Source organism: Pseudomonas palmensis (assembly GCF_049942755.1).
GTDB lineage: Bacteria > Pseudomonadota > Gammaproteobacteria > Pseudomonadales > Pseudomonadaceae > Aquipseudomonas > Aquipseudomonas palmensis.
Map to the genome: position 1 here is coordinate 5,534,111 of NZ_CP187958.1, position 15,955 is coordinate 5,550,065.

A 15,955-nucleotide genomic window follows, 5' to 3' on the forward strand; every position below is an offset into this window, starting at 1 on the left:
TACATCGCCGCCCGCACAGTGACCCGACCCATGGCTGAACCGCCCTTCCCCACGCCGGCCCCGGCCTCGCCCGACGAGCCCCAGGCCGACCCCATCTCGCAGCAGGCCTGCGCCTGGTTCGCGCTGATCTTCGAAGGCTCGGCCAGCCAGGCCGAGCACGAGCAGTGGCTTGAGTGGATGCTGGCCGACCCGCGCCATGCCAAGGCCTACCTGGAACTCGAAGCGCTGTGGGCCCTGGCCGCCGAGCTGCCTGCCGTGCAGGCGCCGCCTGCCCCCAAGGCCCGCGGCGTCTCGCGGCGGCGCTTCATGCAACTGGCCATGGCGGCGTGCACCGCCGCAGTGGCCACCGGCTCGGCCACGCTGTGGCTCAAGGGCGACGGCCTGTCGTTTGCCGACCTGCACACGCGCGTGGGTGAAACCCGCACCGAGCGCCTGCCCGATGGCAGCGTGATCGAACTGGCTGGCAACACCGCCCTGGACCTCGACTTTTCCGGCACCACGCGGCGCCTGCGCATGCTGCGTGGTCAGGCCTATTTCAAGGTGGCCGCCGATACCCGCCCGCTGCGCATCGACACCGAGGCCGGCACCGTGGTCAGCCACCACGGTGCGTTCTGCCTGTCCTGCGACGCCGGCAGCGCCGACCTGGCCGTCAGTGAGCACAATGCCGGGGTGCAAATCCCCGGCCAGCAGGCACAACTGGGCCAGGGCGAGGCCGTGACCTTCGGCGCCGCCGGGCTCGGCCCGGTGCAGCGCGCCGAACTGGACCAGGTGCTGGCCTGGCGCAACGGCAGCCTGGTGTTCTTCGACACGCCCCTGGCCAAGGTGGTCAATCACCTGCAGCGCTGGCGCGAGGGCCGCATCTTCATCGCCGACGAGCGCCTGGCGGCACGCCCGGTGAGCCTGATCCTCAATCGCCAGCACCCCGAGCAGATGCTCGATGTGCTGGCACGCACCCTGCCGATCCGCCTGAGCCGCTACACCGACCTGGTGACCATCATCCGCCCTGCCTGACCCGCCGATGGCTGATTGAAAATTATTTGCAGTACCCATCAGACATTTGCACTCCTCGTGCGTCATCACCAGCAGATGAAACCCATTCGCAAACAGGCGAAGTCGTTCTGCCGAGGAGTCAAGGAAATGGCAACACCCCAGACGTTGTTCCCCCAGGGTTCATGCTGGCGCATGTCGGCGCTGGGCGCCGCGATCAGTTGCGCGCTGCTGGCACAACCGGCCCAGGCCCAGGTGCCCGCGCCCGGTACAGGGGCGGTCAGCGTGCACACGGCATTCGATATCCCCGCCCAGCAACTGCGCCAGGCATTGCTGGTGTTCAGCCAGCAGACCGGGCAGAACGTGATGCTGGACGGCAACCTGGACGCCGGCCTGCGCAGCGCACCGGTCAAGGGCAGCTACTCCGCCGATCAGGCCCTGGCCCAACTGCTGGCCGGCAGCGGCTTCACCTTCGGGCGCAGTGACGCCTCGACCCTGTACCTGGTTCCGCTGCCAGACAGCGCCGGCAACAACATCGAACTGGGCGCCACCACCATCAACAGCGCCTGGAGCCTGGGCAGCACCACCGAGGGCAGCGGCTCCTACACCACCGGGCAGACCAGCACCGCCACGCGCCTGGACATGTCGCTGCGCAAGACCCCGCAGTCGATCAGCGTGATCACCCGCCAGCAGATGGACGACCAGGGCCTGAACAACCTGTCCGAGGTGATGCAGCAAACCCCGGGCATCACCGTCAACCGCGAGAACTCCGAAGGCTTCACCTTCTACTCGCGCGGCTTCGAGATCCAGAACTTCCAGTATGACGGCGTGCCCAGCCTGAGCACCGACGCCGGCAACCTGCGCGACAACTACAGCATCACCAACTCGGTGATCTACGACCGCGTCGAGGTGCTCAAGGGCGCCACCGGGCTGGTCAACGGCATCGGCTACCCATCGGGGGTGATCAACCTGGTGCGCAAGCGGCCCACTGCCCAGTTTCAGGGCCATGTGTCCGCCGGCGCAGGCTCGTGGGATCACTACCGCACCGAGCTGGACGTGTCCGGACCGCTGCTCGACAGCGGCGCCCTGCGCGGGCGTTTCGTCGCGGCCCGTGAACAGCAGCACACCTTCATCGACTACCAGAAGCAGCAACAGGACATCTTCTACGGCGTGCTCGACGGCGACCTGTCTGACGCCACCGTGCTGAGCGTGGGCTACGAGTACCAGCAGAACGACAACGACGCGTCCTCCACCACCCACCTGCCGGCCTTCTACAAGAACGGCACACCGGTGCGCTTCTCGCGCTCCACCAACCCGGCGGACAAGTGGGCCTACCGCAACCATCGCACCCAGCGCGCATTCGCCAGCATCGATCACCAGTTCGACAACGAGTGGTCGCTCAAGGCCACCGCCAGCTACCGCAACTATGCCTCGCGCGAGATCATCGCAGGCCTGGCCACCGCCCATGTCGACCCGAACGACAACAGCGTCGCCCACGGCTACTACCCGGGCGGTGCGGCCAAGTTCAACACCGATACCGACGAGAAGTCCTTCGATATCTACGCCAAGGGCCCGTTCTCGCTGCTGGGCAGAAGCCACGACCTGGTGGTGGGCTACACCTATGCCCACACCACCGCGCAATCGGACCGTACCGACGGCAGCACCGACGCCGTGGCACCCGATGCCTTCGACTGGAACAACAACGCCGCCTACCCCACCGACTGGGCCTGGTGGTCGACCTTCGATATCAAGACCACGCAGAAGGTCGGCTATGCTGCGGTCGTGCTCAAGCCCACCGACGCACTCAACCTGGTGCTGGGGGCGCGGGTCACCGACTACGCGTGGAGCCTGGACAGCATCAACGCGCTGCCGCGCAGCAGCCGCACCGCCACCCGCGACACCGGTGAAGTGATCCCCTATGCCGGCATCACCTACGACCTCGACGACCAGCACACCGTGTACGCCAGCTACACCGACATCTTCAAGCCGCAGCCCTACAACCGGGGTGCCGACAACAAGCCGCTGGACCCGCTCACCGGGCAAAACTACGAAGTGGGAATCAAGGGCGAGTATTTCGACCGTCGCCTGAATGCCAGCCTGGCGCTGTTCGAGCTCAAGCAGGACAACCTGGCGCAGTCGACCGGCACCACCGGGGAGTTCGGCAATGAAGTGATGCGCGCCGTGCAGGGCGCCACCACCCGCGGTGTGGAGCTGGAAATGTCCGGCGAGATCCTGCCCGACTGGAACATCAACGCCGGCTACGTCTATCAGGCCTCCTACGACGCCGATCACCGGCGCGTGGCGACCAACCAGCCCCAGCACCTGCTCAAGGTCGCCACCAGCTACCGCCTGCCGGCCGAGCTGAACAAGCTCACCGTGGGCGGCAACTGGCAGTGGCAGAGCCGCACCTACTTCGTCGACGACACCTTCTACGACGACGTCAACGACGTGGCGCTGCCCAGCCACAAGTTCTTCCAGGACGCCTACGGCGTGGTCGGCCTGATGGCCGCGTATGACGTGAGCAAGCAACTGAAGGTGTCGGCCAACCTCAACAACCTGTTCGACAAGACGTACTACAGCGGCATCGGCAACTACTACTCGGTCTACTACGGCGACCCGCGCAACGTGATGTTCAACGTCAGGTACAGTTTCTGACGCGCAACGCGCACGCCATCAGGCCTGCTGGCGGGTCGCCGCCAGCACGATCTCGCGGATGCACACGCCCTGAGGCTGTTCGTAAGCGTAGCGGATCGCATTGGCCACATCGTCCGCCGACAGCACCACACCGCCCATGCCGGCCTTCCAGTCCTGGTAGCCGGACTTGATCGCCTCATCGGTGGTGTGGCCGAGCAGCTCGGTTTCCACCGCACCCGGCGCGATGGTGATGACCCGCACGTTGTGCGCCGCCACTTCTTCGCGCAGGTTTTCCGAGATCGCGTGCACGGCAAACTTGGTGCCCACGTAGGCCACATGGTTGGGGAAGGTCTTGCGCCCGGCCACCGAGCCGACGTTGATCACCGTGCCGTGGTTGCGTTCGATCATGCCGCCCAGTACCGCATGGATGCCGTTGAGCAGGCCCTTGACGTTCACATCCAGCATGCGCTCCCACTGCTCGGGGGCCTGGGTGGCGGTATCACCCAGCAGCATCACACCCGCATTGTTGACGATCGCATCGGCCGGGCCGTACTGCGCCTCGGCCTCCTTCACCGCAGCCAGCAGCGCCTCGCGGTCGGTGACGTCGACACCCTTGCACAGGGTGGCGGGCAAGCCCAGTGCGAGCAGGCGCTCCACGCGCCGGGCCAGCAGCAGCAGGGGGTGGCCCTGGGCAGAGAACAGGCGCGCGACGGCCTCGCCGATGCCCGAGCTGGCGCCGGTCACGATGATCAGGGGTTTGTTCATGAAAGTGCTTCCGTCATTGGTTTATCAGATGACGCAAAGCGTATAGTGCCGGCCACAGCAGATAAAATGCTTAATTCCTCTTGCAGACATCGGCCTTACCTATGGATATCCGGCACCTCAAAGCCTTTGTGGCGGTGTTCGAAGAACGCAACATCACCAGCGCCGCCCAGCGCCTGTGCATCAGCCAGCCGACCTTGTCGGTGACCATCCGCCAGCTCGAAGAAGCCCTGGGCGCCACCCTGTTCAACCGCCAGTCGCGAGGGGTGGAGGTGAGCGAGGCGGCGCGTTGGCTGTACCCGCAGGCCTGCGCGCTGGTCAGCGAGGCCGAGGCCCTGCGCCAGCGCTTTCGCACCAGCGATGCGCACCAGCACCTGAGCCTGGGCATCGAGCCGGACCTGAGCCCCGCGCAGGTCGCTGCGTTTCTGCGCTTTGCCCACCAGGTGGTGGCGCACCTGTACATCACGCTGCACGAGGGCTGTGCCGGCGATGCGCGCCTGGCGGTGGAAGAACAGTGCTGCGAAGACGAGCTGTTCCTGCCGGTGTGGGACGACCCGTTCGTGCTGGTGAGCGCAGCCGGCAGGCAGCCGGGTACGGTCACCAGCCTGTACCCCTGGGTCATCTGCCCCGAACACCCCTCCCACCAGCGCCTGATGGCGCTGTATGGCAACTCCACCGCGTCGGCGGTGGCCAGCAGCGGCTCGCTGCAACAGTCGCTGCTGCTGGTGGCGGCCGGGGTCGGCGTGGCGGCGCTGCCGCACTCGCTGGTGAGCGCGGCACAAGGGGTGCAGGTGCATGCGCTCAACAGCCCGCTGCCCAGTCGCCGGGTGGGCCTGTGCTACAGCGGCACTGCGCTGGAGCACCCGGTGCTGCGTCTGCTGCACGCCGCGCTGCGCGACGCCCCGGCCGGTACCTGGCAATGATGCGACAGGCATCGAAAGCCGCGGCCTGAACAGACCGCTGGCTGTTTTCGCGATCTTCAGACTCCGTTAAGAATTGCCTCGGATACTCCTCCCGACACACACCCCGGGAGGCGTGATCGATGCCCGATTCTGACTGGAACATCCCCCTGCCCCTGCACTTCGCAGCCGCAGGCGGTTCGGTGATGAGCCTTGCCAGGGCCTTGCCCGGCGATAGCCTGCGCCCGGCCTACGAGGCCTTCATCCAGCAGCGCTTTCGCAAGGCCCATGGTGCGCATATCGCACAGTTCATGCCGCAGCTGTTCGGCATCAGCAATGCCTCTGGCGCGCTGTGCGCCGTGGCCGGTGTGCGGCTGGCCAGCAGTGAGGCGCTGTTTCTGGAGCGCTACCTGGACGAGCCGATCGCCCCCCTGATCAGCGCCACCGAGAACAACCCTGTCGATCGCAGCGCCATCGTCGAGGTCGGCAACCTGGCGGCCGCCGATACCGGCAGCGCGCGCCTGAGCATCATTGCCGTTACCTACCTGCTGGCCATGGGCGGCCTGGAGTGGGTAGCGTTCACCGGCAGCATCGGCCTGGTAAACAGCTTCCACCGCCTTGGGCTCAAGCCAGTGAGGCTGTGCACGGCCGACCCCCTGCGCCTGGGCGACGAACGCCATAACTGGGGCAGCTACTACCAGAGCCAACCCCAGGTGCATGTTGGCAACATCCGTGCAGGCTTCATCCATTTGCGCAACATGGGCGTGTTCACACGCCTGGGCCTGCCTACCGCCGTCGGGGAGGCCTGTCATGTCGCCTGAACTGCAGCATTTCGAACAGGTGCTGCGCAGGCACGCCGAACACACGCCCAACGCCATTGCGTTGTGGGGCGACCAGTTGAAGCTCGACTACGCCACGCTGCAGGCCGAGGTGCAGTACCGCCAGCAACGCCTGCGCGATGAGTCGGCCAGGGTCGTGGCACTGGCCCTGGATAACGGTGTGGAAGCCATGCTGTGGGATCTGGCATTGCTGTTTGCAGGCGTGACCTGCGTGCTGCTGCCGCCCTTTTTCAGCCCCGCACAGCGCAGCCATTGCCTGGCGCAGAGCCAGGCCAGCCTGGTGATTGCCGAGCCGGCCCTGGCCCCCGAACTGCTGGCGTGCGGCTATGTCGAAGACGGCGCGTTCTGGCGCAGGCAATGGTCGGGGCCCGACCTGATGCCCGAGGGCACCGCCAAGCTGACCTTCACCTCCGGCACCACCGGAACCCCCAAGGGCGTATGCCTGGGCGCCGAGAGCATGCTGCGCGTTGCCCGGGCGCTGGAGCAGGCCAGCCGAATCACCGCGCCACAGCACCACCTGACCCTGCTGCCGCTGGCGATCCTGCTGGAGAACCTGGGTGGCTACGCCGCGCTGATGGCCGGGGCCACGGTGAGTGTCCCCAGCCTGGCGGCTCTGGGCATCCAGGGCGCAAGTGGCGTCGATGCTGCGCGCCTGCTCGGCACCCTCGCCGACCGTGCGCCCCACAGCCTGATCCTGGTGCCGCAACTGCTGCTGGTGCTGGTCAGCGCCGCTGAACAGCGTGCCTTCGACCCGCGCACGTTGCGCTTTGCCGCGGTGGGCGGGGCCAGGGTCGCCACCGAACTGCTGATCCGCGCGCAGCGCATCGGCCTGCCGGTGTATGAAGGCTACGGCCTGTCGGAATGCGCCTCGGTGGTGTGCCTGAACCGGCCACAGGCCCATCGCCCCGGCAGCGTGGGTCAGCCACTGCCCCACCTGCAGGTCAGGCTGGCCGAAGACGGCGAGGTGCTGATCAAGGGCTCGGCCCTGCTCGGCTACCTGGGCCAACCGCCGCACACCGACGCCTGGTGGCCCAGCGGTGACCTGGGCGAGCTGGACGCCGAAGGGTTCCTGTACATCAAGGGGCGCAAGAAACACCAGTTCGTCACCAGCTTCGGCCGCAACATCAACCCCGAATGGGTCGAAGCCGAACTGACCCAGCGAGGGGTGTTCGCCCAGGCCTTCGTCTATGGCGAAGCCATGGCTCACAACCACGCATTGCTGTGGCCACATCAACCGGGCTGCACCGACACCGAACTGGCAGCGGCCGTGGCCCAGGCCAATCAGGCCCTGCCCGATTACGCCCAGGTGCATCGCTGGACGCGCCTGGAACAACCGTTCACGACCGCCAATGGCCTGCTCACGGCCAATGGCCGCCCGCGCCGCGATGCCATCGTCGAGCGCTACCGCTCCCAACTCACCGACCCCCTTGCCTGCGAGGCTACCCGACCATGAGCTTTTTCGACACGCTGCAAGAAGCAACCCATCAGCAACGCCATGCGCTGTTCAACCTGCCGGTGATTCGCGATGCCCTCGAAGGCAAGGTCAGCCTGGATAGCTACCAGGCCTTCCTGGCCCAGGCCTACTACCATGTGCGTCACACCGTACCCTTGATGATGGCATGCGGCGCCCGCCTGCCCTCGCGGCTGGAGTGGCTGCGCAAAGCCGTGTGCGAGTACATCGAAGAGGAGTATGGCCACGAGCAATGGATACTCAACGACATTGCTGCCTGCGGCGGTGACAGGGATGCCGTGCGCGAAGGTCGGCCTTCACTGCCGATCGAGCTGATGGTCGCCTACCTCTACGACCTGATCGCGCGGGGCAACCCGGTAGGGCTGTTCGGCATGGTCAATGTGCTGGAAGGTACCAGTATCGCCCTGGCCACCCATGCCGCGCACAGCATCCGCGCGCGCCTGGCGCTGCCGGAGGCCGCCTTCAGCTACCTCAGTTCCCATGGCTCGCTGGACCTCGAGCACATGCAGACCTATCGCCGTTTGATGAACACCCTGCAGGCCCCTGATGACCAGGCCGCGGTGATCGATGCGTCGCGCGTGGTCTACCGCCTGTATGCCGACATGTTTCGCGGCCTGCCGCACGATGGAGCACAGCATGCGCCTGTCTGACGCCCGCGTGGTCCTGACCGGTGCCAGTGGCGGGATCGGCCTGGCCATAGCCGCCGCCCTTTGCGCCAACGGCGCCCGCGTGCTGGCGGTGGCCCGGCATGCCGAACCCCTGCAATCGCTGCTGCAAGAGTACCCCGCGCAACTGACCTGGATGGGCGCCGACCTGACCTTTCTCGTGGACAGGCGCAAGGTACTCAACGCGGCCCAGGCCCTGGGCGGCGCGAACCTGCTGATCAATGCCGCGGGCGTGAACCATTTCGCCATGTTCGAGCAACTGGACGACAGTGACATCAATGCCATGCTGGCAGTAAATATCAGTGCCCCCATGTGCCTGACTAGGCTGTTGTTGCCGCTGCTCAAACAGGCCGACAGCGCCATGGTGGTCAATGTCGGGTCTACCTACGGCTCGATCGGCTACCCCGGCTACGCGGCCTACTGCGCGAGCAAGTTCGCCCTGCGCGGGTTTTCCGAAGCGCTGCGCCGGGAACTGGCCGACACCCGGGTCAACGTCCTGTACGTCGCCCCGCGGGCCACCCGCACCCCCATGAACAGCCCGGCGGCGCAGGCCCTGAACGTTGCCCTCAAGGCCAATGTCGATGATCCGAAAACCGTGGCCAGCGCCGTGATTCACGCCATTGCCGGTGATCGGCGCGACCTTTACCTGGGTTGGCAGGAGCGTTTTTTCGTGCGCCTGAACAACCTGCTGCCGCACCTGGTGGACCGCGGTCTGCGCAAGCAGTTGCCACTGATCCGCCGCCTCAGCCACAAGACCGACCGCGAGCCGCCCAAACCATGAAAAAGATTGCCACCTGCCTGCTGGTCTGGGGGCTGAGCCAAGGCGCCTGGGCCCTGGACAATGCCGACCAGCAACGCCTGAACATGCTTCAGCAAAGCTGGGCACACATCCAATACCAATTGCCGCCAGACCAACGCGCGACAGCCTTCGAGCAATTGTCCAGCCAGGCCTCGGCGTTTACCCGGGAACGTCCGACCACGGCTGAAGCCTGGATCTGGTCGGGCATCGTCACCAGCAGTTGGGCCGGTGCGCAGGGCGGGCTGGGCGCGCTGGGCAAGGCCAAGACGGCCAAGGCCGACCTCGAAAAGGCGCTGACGCTGGACCCCAGGGCGCTGCAGGGCTCCGCCTACACCAGCCTTGCAGCCCTGTATGATCGCGTACCAGGCTGGCCAATCGGCTTTGGTGACGCCGACAAGGCCGAGCAGCTGCTCAAGCAGGCCTTGCTGATCAATCCCGATGGCATCGACAGCCTGTACTTCTGGGGCGATCACCTCTACCGTCAAAAGCGTTACCCCGAGGCCAGGGCAGCCTTGCTCAAGGCACTGCAAGCCACCCCGAGGCCAGGGCGTGAAATCGCCGATAGCGGACGTCGCCATGAAATCAATGCGCTGCTGGCGGACATCGACAAGAAACTCGACTGACAGGAGTCACCGTGCGCTTGCTGCTGATAGAAGATGACGTGGCCCTGGGTGAAGGCATTCATCAGGCCCTGGGGCGCGAAGGCTACACCGTCGACTGGCTCCGGGACGGCAGCAGCGCCCTGCATGCGCTGCTCAGTGAAACCTTCGACCTGGCGGTGCTCGACCTGGGGCTGCCGCGTATGGACGGCCTCCAGGTGCTGCGTCGCCTGCGTCATAGCGGCTCCACCCTGCCGGTGCTGATACTCACCGCGCGCGATGCCACCGAAGACCGCATTGCCGGGCTGGATGCCGGTGCCGACGACTACCTGATCAAACCCTTCGACCTGGCGGAGCTCAAGGCGCGCCTGCGGGCCCTGCTGCGCCGCAGCGCCGGGCGGGCCAAGGCAAGAATCGAGCATGCAGGCATCAGCCTGGACCCCGGCACTCAGCAGGTGTCCTTCCATGGGCAGAACGTGCCCCTGACGCCCAAGGAATATCAGCTGCTGCATGAGCTGCTTTCACCGCCGGGGCGTGTCATGACCCGCGAGCGGCTGACCCAGTTGCTTTACGGCTGGAACGAAGAAGCAGAAAGCAACACCCTGGAGGTGCACATCCATCACCTGCGCAGAAAATTCTCCGCCGACCTGATCCGAACCGTACGCGGCGTGGGTTATCTGGTGGAGGAGCGCCGATGATGTCGATCCGACGCCGTACCCTGACCCTGATCATCGGCCTGATGCTCACCGGCCTGATGATTCTCAGCGCCTTCAACCTGCATGACAGCAACCATGAAATAGCCGAGGTGTATGACGCACAACTGGCCCAGAACGCGCGGCTTCTGCAGGGCGTCATGCGCATGCCGCTGGCTGGCGACCAACACACCGAACTGTACCAGGCGTTCAACCAGGCCCTGAGCGAAGCCACACCCAGGCTTGACGGCCACCCTTATGAAAGCAAGATCGCGTTTCAGGTGTGGGATGCGCAGGGCCAGGTGCTGGTACATACCAACAGCGCCCCCGCCTTCACCTCGCCACCGTCGGCACCGGGCTTCAGTGACGTGCATGACCTGCATGGCCGGCAGTGGCGCGCCTTCCTGCTCGAAGACAAAATCAACCAGGTGCGGATCTGGGTGGGCGAGCGCGACGACGTACGCACTGACCTGGTCAACCGCATCGTACGCCACACCCTGTGGCCCAATATGCTCGGCAGCCTGATCCTGGCAGCAATGGTCTGGCTGGCCATTGGCTGGGGGCTCAAACCCCTGGCCAACATGGCAGCCACCCTGCGTGCCCGTCATTCAGGGTCGCTTGAACCTCTGCAACTAATGCCATTGCCTGCAGAACTCGAACCGATGCAGGCCGCGCTGAACCGCATGCTGGCGCAGATCCAGGAAGTGCTGGGACGCGAGCGCCGCTTCATTGCCGACGCGGCTCATGAAATGCGCACGCCCCTGGCGGTCCTGCGGGTGCACGCGCAAAACCTGCAGGAGGCCGGGACCGAACAGGAGCACCGTGAATCGCTGGCGCACCTGATACACGGGGTGGACCGCGCCAGCCGTCTGGTCAACCAGCTGCTCACCATGGCACGCCTGGAACCGCAGCCGGGTCATGCCCATGCCCCGCGAATCGACCTTGAACACACTGTGCGCGACAGCCTGGTGCAGATGACCCCATGGCTACTGGACCAGGGCCTTGAACTGGTGTTCGAGGCCGCCCCGGGCAACTACCTTGCCCGAGTGGATGGCGGGGCGATCGATATCGCACTCAACAACCTGGTGACCAATGCCGCGAACTTCTCCCCCGAGGGAGGGATCATCAGCGTTCGCCTGAGCCGCCAGCCGACGCATTTCGTGCTGTCGATACAGGACGAGGGGCCTGGTATCGACGAAGCTGAACGCGAGCGCCTGTTCGAGCGCTTCTACAGTCGTGGCAATGCACAGGGCGCCGGCCTTGGCCTGGCCATCGTCCAAGCGGTCGCCATGCGGCTGGGCGGTCAGGTCCGGCTGGAGAACATGGCTACCGGCGGGCTGTGCGCAACCCTGGAGATTGCGCTGGACTGAACCCGCCGCCCCCGCTGACAGGTAGCCATCGACGGTCATGGCGCCAGGTCAGGGTCCGAGTCGCTGTGCTTCTGGCCGATCGGGTCGGTGGCCGGCGACTGCTGCGGCGCCTGGGTATCGATGCCCGGTGGCGGCGCAAGCTGCAGTATCTCGCTGGTGTAGGCCCACTCCTGCTGCACCCGGGCCGGGTCGTCGTTCAGGTGGGTGCCGTAGCTGGGCACGATCTGGTGCAGCTTCTGCTGCCAGGCCGGGCTGGCGACCTTGTCCTTGAACACCTTCTGCAGCACTTCGAGCATGATCGGCGCCGCGGTGGATGCGCCGGGCGATGCGCCCAGCAGCCCGGCAATGCTGCCATCGGCCGCGCTCACCACCTCGGTGCCCAGCTTGAGCACCCCGCCCTTTTCCTTGTCGCGCTTGATGATCTGCACCCGTTGCCCGGCCTGCCACAGGCGCCAGTCTTCCTTCTTGGCCTGGGGGAAGTAGGTCTGCAGCGCCTCGAAGCGGTCGTCGTCCGATTGCATCAGCTGGCCTGCCAGGTACTGCACCAGGTCGAACTGGTCGATCCCCACCTTGGTCATGGGCCACAGGTTATGGGTGGTCATGCTGGAGAACAGGTCCAGGTACGAGCCTTCCTTGAGAAACTTGGTGGAGAAGGTCGCGAACGGCCCGAACAGGATCACCCGCTTGCCATCGAGTACCCGGGTATCCAGGTGTGGCACCGACATCGGTGGCGCGCCCGTGGCGGCGATGCCGTAGGCCTTGGCCATGTGCTGCTGGGCGATGGTGGGGTTGTCGGTGACCAGGAACGAGCCGCCCACCGGGAAGCCCGCGTAGTCCTGGGCCTCGGGAATGCCGGACTTCTGCAGCAGCGGCAGCGCCGCGCCGCCGGCACCGATGAACAGGAACTTGGCATCGGCGGTCGACTTCTCGCCGCTCTTGAGGTTCTTGTACTCCACATGCCAGGAGCCGTCGTCATTGCGACGGATGTCCTCGACCTCGCTGGACAGCTTGAGCGAGAAATTCTCCTGCTGCTGCAGGTGCGCCACGAACTGGCGGGTGATCTCGCCGAAGTTCACGTCGGTGCCGATCGGCGTCCAGGTGGCGGCGATCTTCTGGTTGGGGTCGCGGCCCTCCATCATCAGCGGCACCCACTTGCGGATCTGCGCCGGGTCTTCGGAGTACTGCATCGGCCGGAACAGGGGGCTGGCCTGCAGCGCCTCGTAGCGGCGCTTGAGGAAACTGATGTTGTCGTCACCCCACACGAAGCTCATGTGCGGCGTGGAATTGATGAACGAGCGCGGGTTCTTCAGCACCCCGTTCTTGACCTGCCAGGCCAGGAACTGGCGCGTCACCTGGAACGCCTCGTTGATCTCCACCGCCTTGGTGATGTTGATCTTGCCGTCCTTGTCCTCGGGCGTGTAGTTCAGCTCGGCCAGCGCCGAGTGCCCGGTGCCGGCGTTGTTCCAGCCGTTGGAGCTTTCCTCGGCCACCCCGTCCAGGCGCTCGACCATCTCCATCGACCAGCCCGGCTCCAGCTCGTTGAGCCAGATTGCCAGCGTGGCGCTCATGATGCCGCCCCCCACCAGCAGTACATCGACCTTCTTCGATTCCGCCCCCTGCGCCTGGCCGGCCGCCAGTGACACGGCCAGGCCCAATGTGGCCACGTTCCTTGCGAACTTCATGGCATATCCCCCCAATTGCATTACGAGACGATCCAGTGAGTGTGGCTCATGGATCGCGCATGACAAGCCGTACAAGCGACCCGGTGCAGTCAGTGGGGTTCCCTTGGATCGGGCCGCGGCGGCGCCAGGGCACGGGCAAAACGCTATCAAACTGAACCAATTCATCAGCTAAGGATCAGTTTTAGCATCGTGAAACCACAGGATTTGATACCTTGTCCGCGCTTTCTACACTTGGCCGGGATCGCTTGTGCCCTTCCCCTGCACGGCCTGCCAACACGCCTTCAGGAGGGATCTTGTGACCACCACCCACCCCAGCGACGCTTTCCAGATCGCCCTGGCCAACTGCGCCCGTGAACAGATCCGTACCCCCGGCAGCATTCAGCCCCAGGGGTTCATGGTCGTGGTGCAGGAGCCGGCCATGTTGATCCGCCAGGTCAGCGAGAACCTGCCGGACTGGCTGGGGGTGGAGATCGACGCCTTGCTGGGCGTGCATTTCGATGCGGTGGTGCAGGACGGTTGCAGTTTCGTCGAGCAACTGGGCGAACTCGATGAAGACCAGTCCCAGCCCTATCACGTGGCCGACGTACAGTTTCTGATCGGCCAGCAGGCGCAGCGCCTGCCGATGATGCTGCACCGCCACGACCAGGTGCTGATCGCCGAATTCCAGCGCCCGGCCGCTGTGCCGGCGCCGAGCTCGCGCCTGTACCCGCTGGTGCGCTCCTTCGTTGGCGGCGCACCGGACAGCGAGAGCATCGACGAGCTGTGCGAGCGGGCGGTGCGCGTGATCAAGCGCCTGACCGGGTTCGGCCGGGTCAAGTCCTACCGCTTCGACACCGAGGGCAACGGGCTGGTCAACGCCGAACTGGTCGACGACGACTACCCCAGCTACAAGGGCCTGTGCTTCCCTGCTTCGGACATCCCGGCGCAGGCCCGGGCGCTGTACTGTGCCAACCGCATCCGCGTGATCGAGGATGCCGACTACCAGCCGGCGCGCCTGCTGCCGGCCGCCAACCTGCTCACCGGCCAACCCCTGGACCTGAGCTTCTCGACGCTGCGCAGCGTCTCGCCCGTGCACCTGCAATACATGCGCAACATGCAGACCTGGGCCTCGATGTCGGTTTCCATCGTGGTCGAGGGCCGGTTGTGGGGGCTGGTGTCGTGTCATCACCGCACCCCGCGCAGCGTGAGCTTTCAGGTGCGTACCGCCTGCGAACTGCTGGGCCGGGTGCTGTCGCTGCAGATCGAGACCCGCGAAGCCCACCTGCGCCACGCGCGCATGCTCGAGATCCGCCAGCGCATCGTGCAGCTGCTGGGCGCCATCGCCGACCAGGACAGCGTGCGCCTGGGCCTGCGCGCCCTGCCCGACATCTTCACCGACTTCGTCGGCGCCGCCGGTGCCGCAGTGGTGTCCAGCACCGGCTGCGACACCTACGGGCACACCCCGCCCCAGGCGCGGATCATGGCCCTGGTGGGCTGGCTGACCGCCCGCGGCGACGCCGAGGTGTTCCATACCGACAACGCCGGGCGCGATATCCCGCACCTGACGGGGCTGGCCGACATGGCCAGCGGCATCCTTGCCGTGTCCATTTCCGAACTGCACCCGCATTACCTGATCTGGTTCAAACCCCAGCAGTCCCAGGTGGTGCACTGGGCCGGCCGCCCGGAAAAAAGCATCGCCCAGAGCGGCTCGCTGAACCCGCGCGAAAGCTTCGAGCAGTGGCAGCAGATCGTCGAAGGCTTCTCGACCCCCTGGGACCCCAGCGAAATCGAGGGCGTGCAGGAGCTGCGCCAGGCCATCCTCGGCATCGTGCTGCGCAAGGCCGAAGAACTGGCGCAACTGTCCGAATCCCTGGAAAAGACCAACAAGGAACTGGAAGCCTTCTCCTACAGCGTCTCCCACGACCTGCGTGCGCCGCTGCGGCATATCGCCGGCTACGCCGAGCTGCTCAGCGATGCCGAAGGCGCCAACATGTCCGAGCGCAGCCTGCGCTTTCTGGGCACCATCGAGAACTCCGCCAAGTTCGCCGGCACCCTGGTGGACAACCTGCTGAGCTTCTCGCAGATGGGCCGGTGCGCCATGCACCTGTCCGACGTCAACCTGTCGGCGATGGTCGCCTCCATCAAGCTGGAGATGCTGCCCGACTACGAGGGCCGCGACATCCGCTGGACCTTCAACGCCCTGCCGATCGTGGTGGCCGACCCGGCCTTCCTGCACCTGGCCCTGCGCAACCTCATCGCCAACGCCATCAAGTACACCCGCGGCCGGCCGGTGGCGCTGATCGAGGTCGACGTGCAGGAACGCGACGACGCCCACGTGATCAGCGTGCGCGACAACGGCGTCGGCTTCGACATGCAGTACGCCAACAAGCTGTTCGGCGTGTTCCAGCGCCTGCACCGCATGGAGGAGTTCGAAGGCACCGGCATCGGCCTGGCCAATGTGCGGCGCATCATCGAGCGCCATGGCGGCACGGTATGGGCCCACGGTGTCCCGGACCAGGGCGCGACGTTCTATTTTTCACTTCCAAAGAAAACCCTCATGCCCACTGCATGACCCAC

At 65.7% G+C, this 15,955-nt stretch carries 13 protein-coding genes; 11 read left to right on the forward strand and 2 right to left on the reverse strand.

The window, feature by feature from the left end; all coding sequences use genetic code 11:
• Positions 1 to 30 precede the first annotated feature (30 nt).
• Both ACPRTJ_RS25550 and ACPRTJ_RS25555 read left to right on the forward strand, forming a co-directional pair.
• Entirely contained in the window at positions 31 to 1,011 is a 981-nt protein-coding gene (locus ACPRTJ_RS25550; RefSeq protein ID WP_426427559.1) for a FecR family protein, read from the forward strand.
• Between the two features lie 126 nt (positions 1,012 to 1,137).
• Complete coding sequence (locus ACPRTJ_RS25555; RefSeq protein ID WP_426427561.1) at positions 1,138 to 3,642, forward strand: TonB-dependent siderophore receptor; 2,505 nt, start codon at positions 1,138 to 1,140, stop codon at positions 3,640 to 3,642.
• Positions 3,643 to 3,660: 18 nt separating this feature from the next.
• On the opposite strand, the gene ACPRTJ_RS25560 is transcribed toward ACPRTJ_RS25555, so the two are convergent.
• Positions 3,661 to 4,386, reverse strand: a complete 726-nt coding sequence (locus ACPRTJ_RS25560) for an SDR family oxidoreductase (RefSeq protein ID WP_043864027.1) — start codon at positions 4,384 to 4,386, stop codon at positions 3,661 to 3,663.
• A 101-nt stretch (positions 4,387 to 4,487) separates the two neighbouring features.
• On the opposite strand from ACPRTJ_RS25560, the gene ACPRTJ_RS25565 reads away from it, so the two are divergent.
• From ACPRTJ_RS25565 to ACPRTJ_RS25600, 8 genes are all read left to right on the forward strand, one after another.
• On the forward strand, positions 4,488 to 5,306 hold the full coding sequence (locus ACPRTJ_RS25565; protein WP_426427564.1) for a LysR family transcriptional regulator: 819 nt from the start codon (positions 4,488 to 4,490) through the stop codon (positions 5,304 to 5,306).
• Positions 5,307 to 5,425: 119 nt separating this feature from the next.
• Positions 5,426 to 6,103 carry a thermostable hemolysin gene (locus tag ACPRTJ_RS25570; RefSeq protein ID WP_327781032.1) on the forward strand — a complete coding sequence of 226 codons (678 nt, stop codon included), beginning with the start codon at positions 5,426 to 5,428 and terminating at the stop codon, positions 6,101 to 6,103.
• Complete coding sequence (locus tag ACPRTJ_RS25575; RefSeq protein ID WP_058540319.1) at positions 6,093 to 7,574, forward strand: AMP-binding protein; 1,482 nt, start codon at positions 6,093 to 6,095, stop codon at positions 7,572 to 7,574. The genes ACPRTJ_RS25570 and ACPRTJ_RS25575 overlap by 11 nt, the downstream gene beginning before the upstream one ends.
• The gene (locus ACPRTJ_RS25580) at positions 7,571 to 8,242 is read left to right on the forward strand and encodes a TenA family transcriptional regulator (RefSeq protein ID WP_426427566.1); all 672 of its coding nucleotides are present in this window, start codon (positions 7,571 to 7,573) and stop codon (positions 8,240 to 8,242) included. Before ACPRTJ_RS25575 ends, ACPRTJ_RS25580 begins: the two co-directional genes overlap by 4 nt.
• The gene (locus tag ACPRTJ_RS25585) at positions 8,229 to 9,038 is read left to right on the forward strand and encodes an SDR family oxidoreductase (protein WP_058540321.1); all 810 of its coding nucleotides are present in this window, start codon (positions 8,229 to 8,231) and stop codon (positions 9,036 to 9,038) included. The genes ACPRTJ_RS25580 and ACPRTJ_RS25585 overlap by 14 nt, the downstream gene beginning before the upstream one ends.
• Complete coding sequence (locus tag ACPRTJ_RS25590) at positions 9,035 to 9,679, forward strand: tetratricopeptide repeat protein (RefSeq protein ID WP_078481133.1); 645 nt, start codon at positions 9,035 to 9,037, stop codon at positions 9,677 to 9,679. The genes ACPRTJ_RS25585 and ACPRTJ_RS25590 overlap by 4 nt, the downstream gene beginning before the upstream one ends.
• A gap of 11 nt (positions 9,680 to 9,690) precedes the next feature.
• On the forward strand, positions 9,691 to 10,353 hold the full coding sequence (locus ACPRTJ_RS25595) for a response regulator (protein WP_054914356.1): 663 nt from the start codon (positions 9,691 to 9,693) through the stop codon (positions 10,351 to 10,353).
• The gene (locus ACPRTJ_RS25600; RefSeq protein ID WP_058540323.1) at positions 10,350 to 11,717 is read left to right on the forward strand and encodes a sensor histidine kinase; all 1,368 of its coding nucleotides are present in this window, start codon (positions 10,350 to 10,352) and stop codon (positions 11,715 to 11,717) included. Before ACPRTJ_RS25595 ends, ACPRTJ_RS25600 begins: the two co-directional genes overlap by 4 nt.
• A 35-nt stretch (positions 11,718 to 11,752) precedes the next feature.
• On the opposite strand, the gene mqo is transcribed toward ACPRTJ_RS25600, so the two are convergent.
• Positions 11,753 to 13,399, reverse strand: a complete 1,647-nt coding sequence (gene mqo / locus ACPRTJ_RS25605; RefSeq protein WP_058540324.1) for a malate dehydrogenase (quinone) — start codon at positions 13,397 to 13,399, stop codon at positions 11,753 to 11,755.
• 295 nt (positions 13,400 to 13,694) lie between these two features.
• On the opposite strand from mqo, the gene ACPRTJ_RS25610 reads away from it, so the two are divergent.
• The gene (locus tag ACPRTJ_RS25610; RefSeq protein WP_254999888.1) at positions 13,695 to 15,950 is read left to right on the forward strand and encodes an ATP-binding protein; all 2,256 of its coding nucleotides are present in this window, start codon (positions 13,695 to 13,697) and stop codon (positions 15,948 to 15,950) included.
• Positions 15,951 to 15,955: the final 5 nt, after the last annotated feature.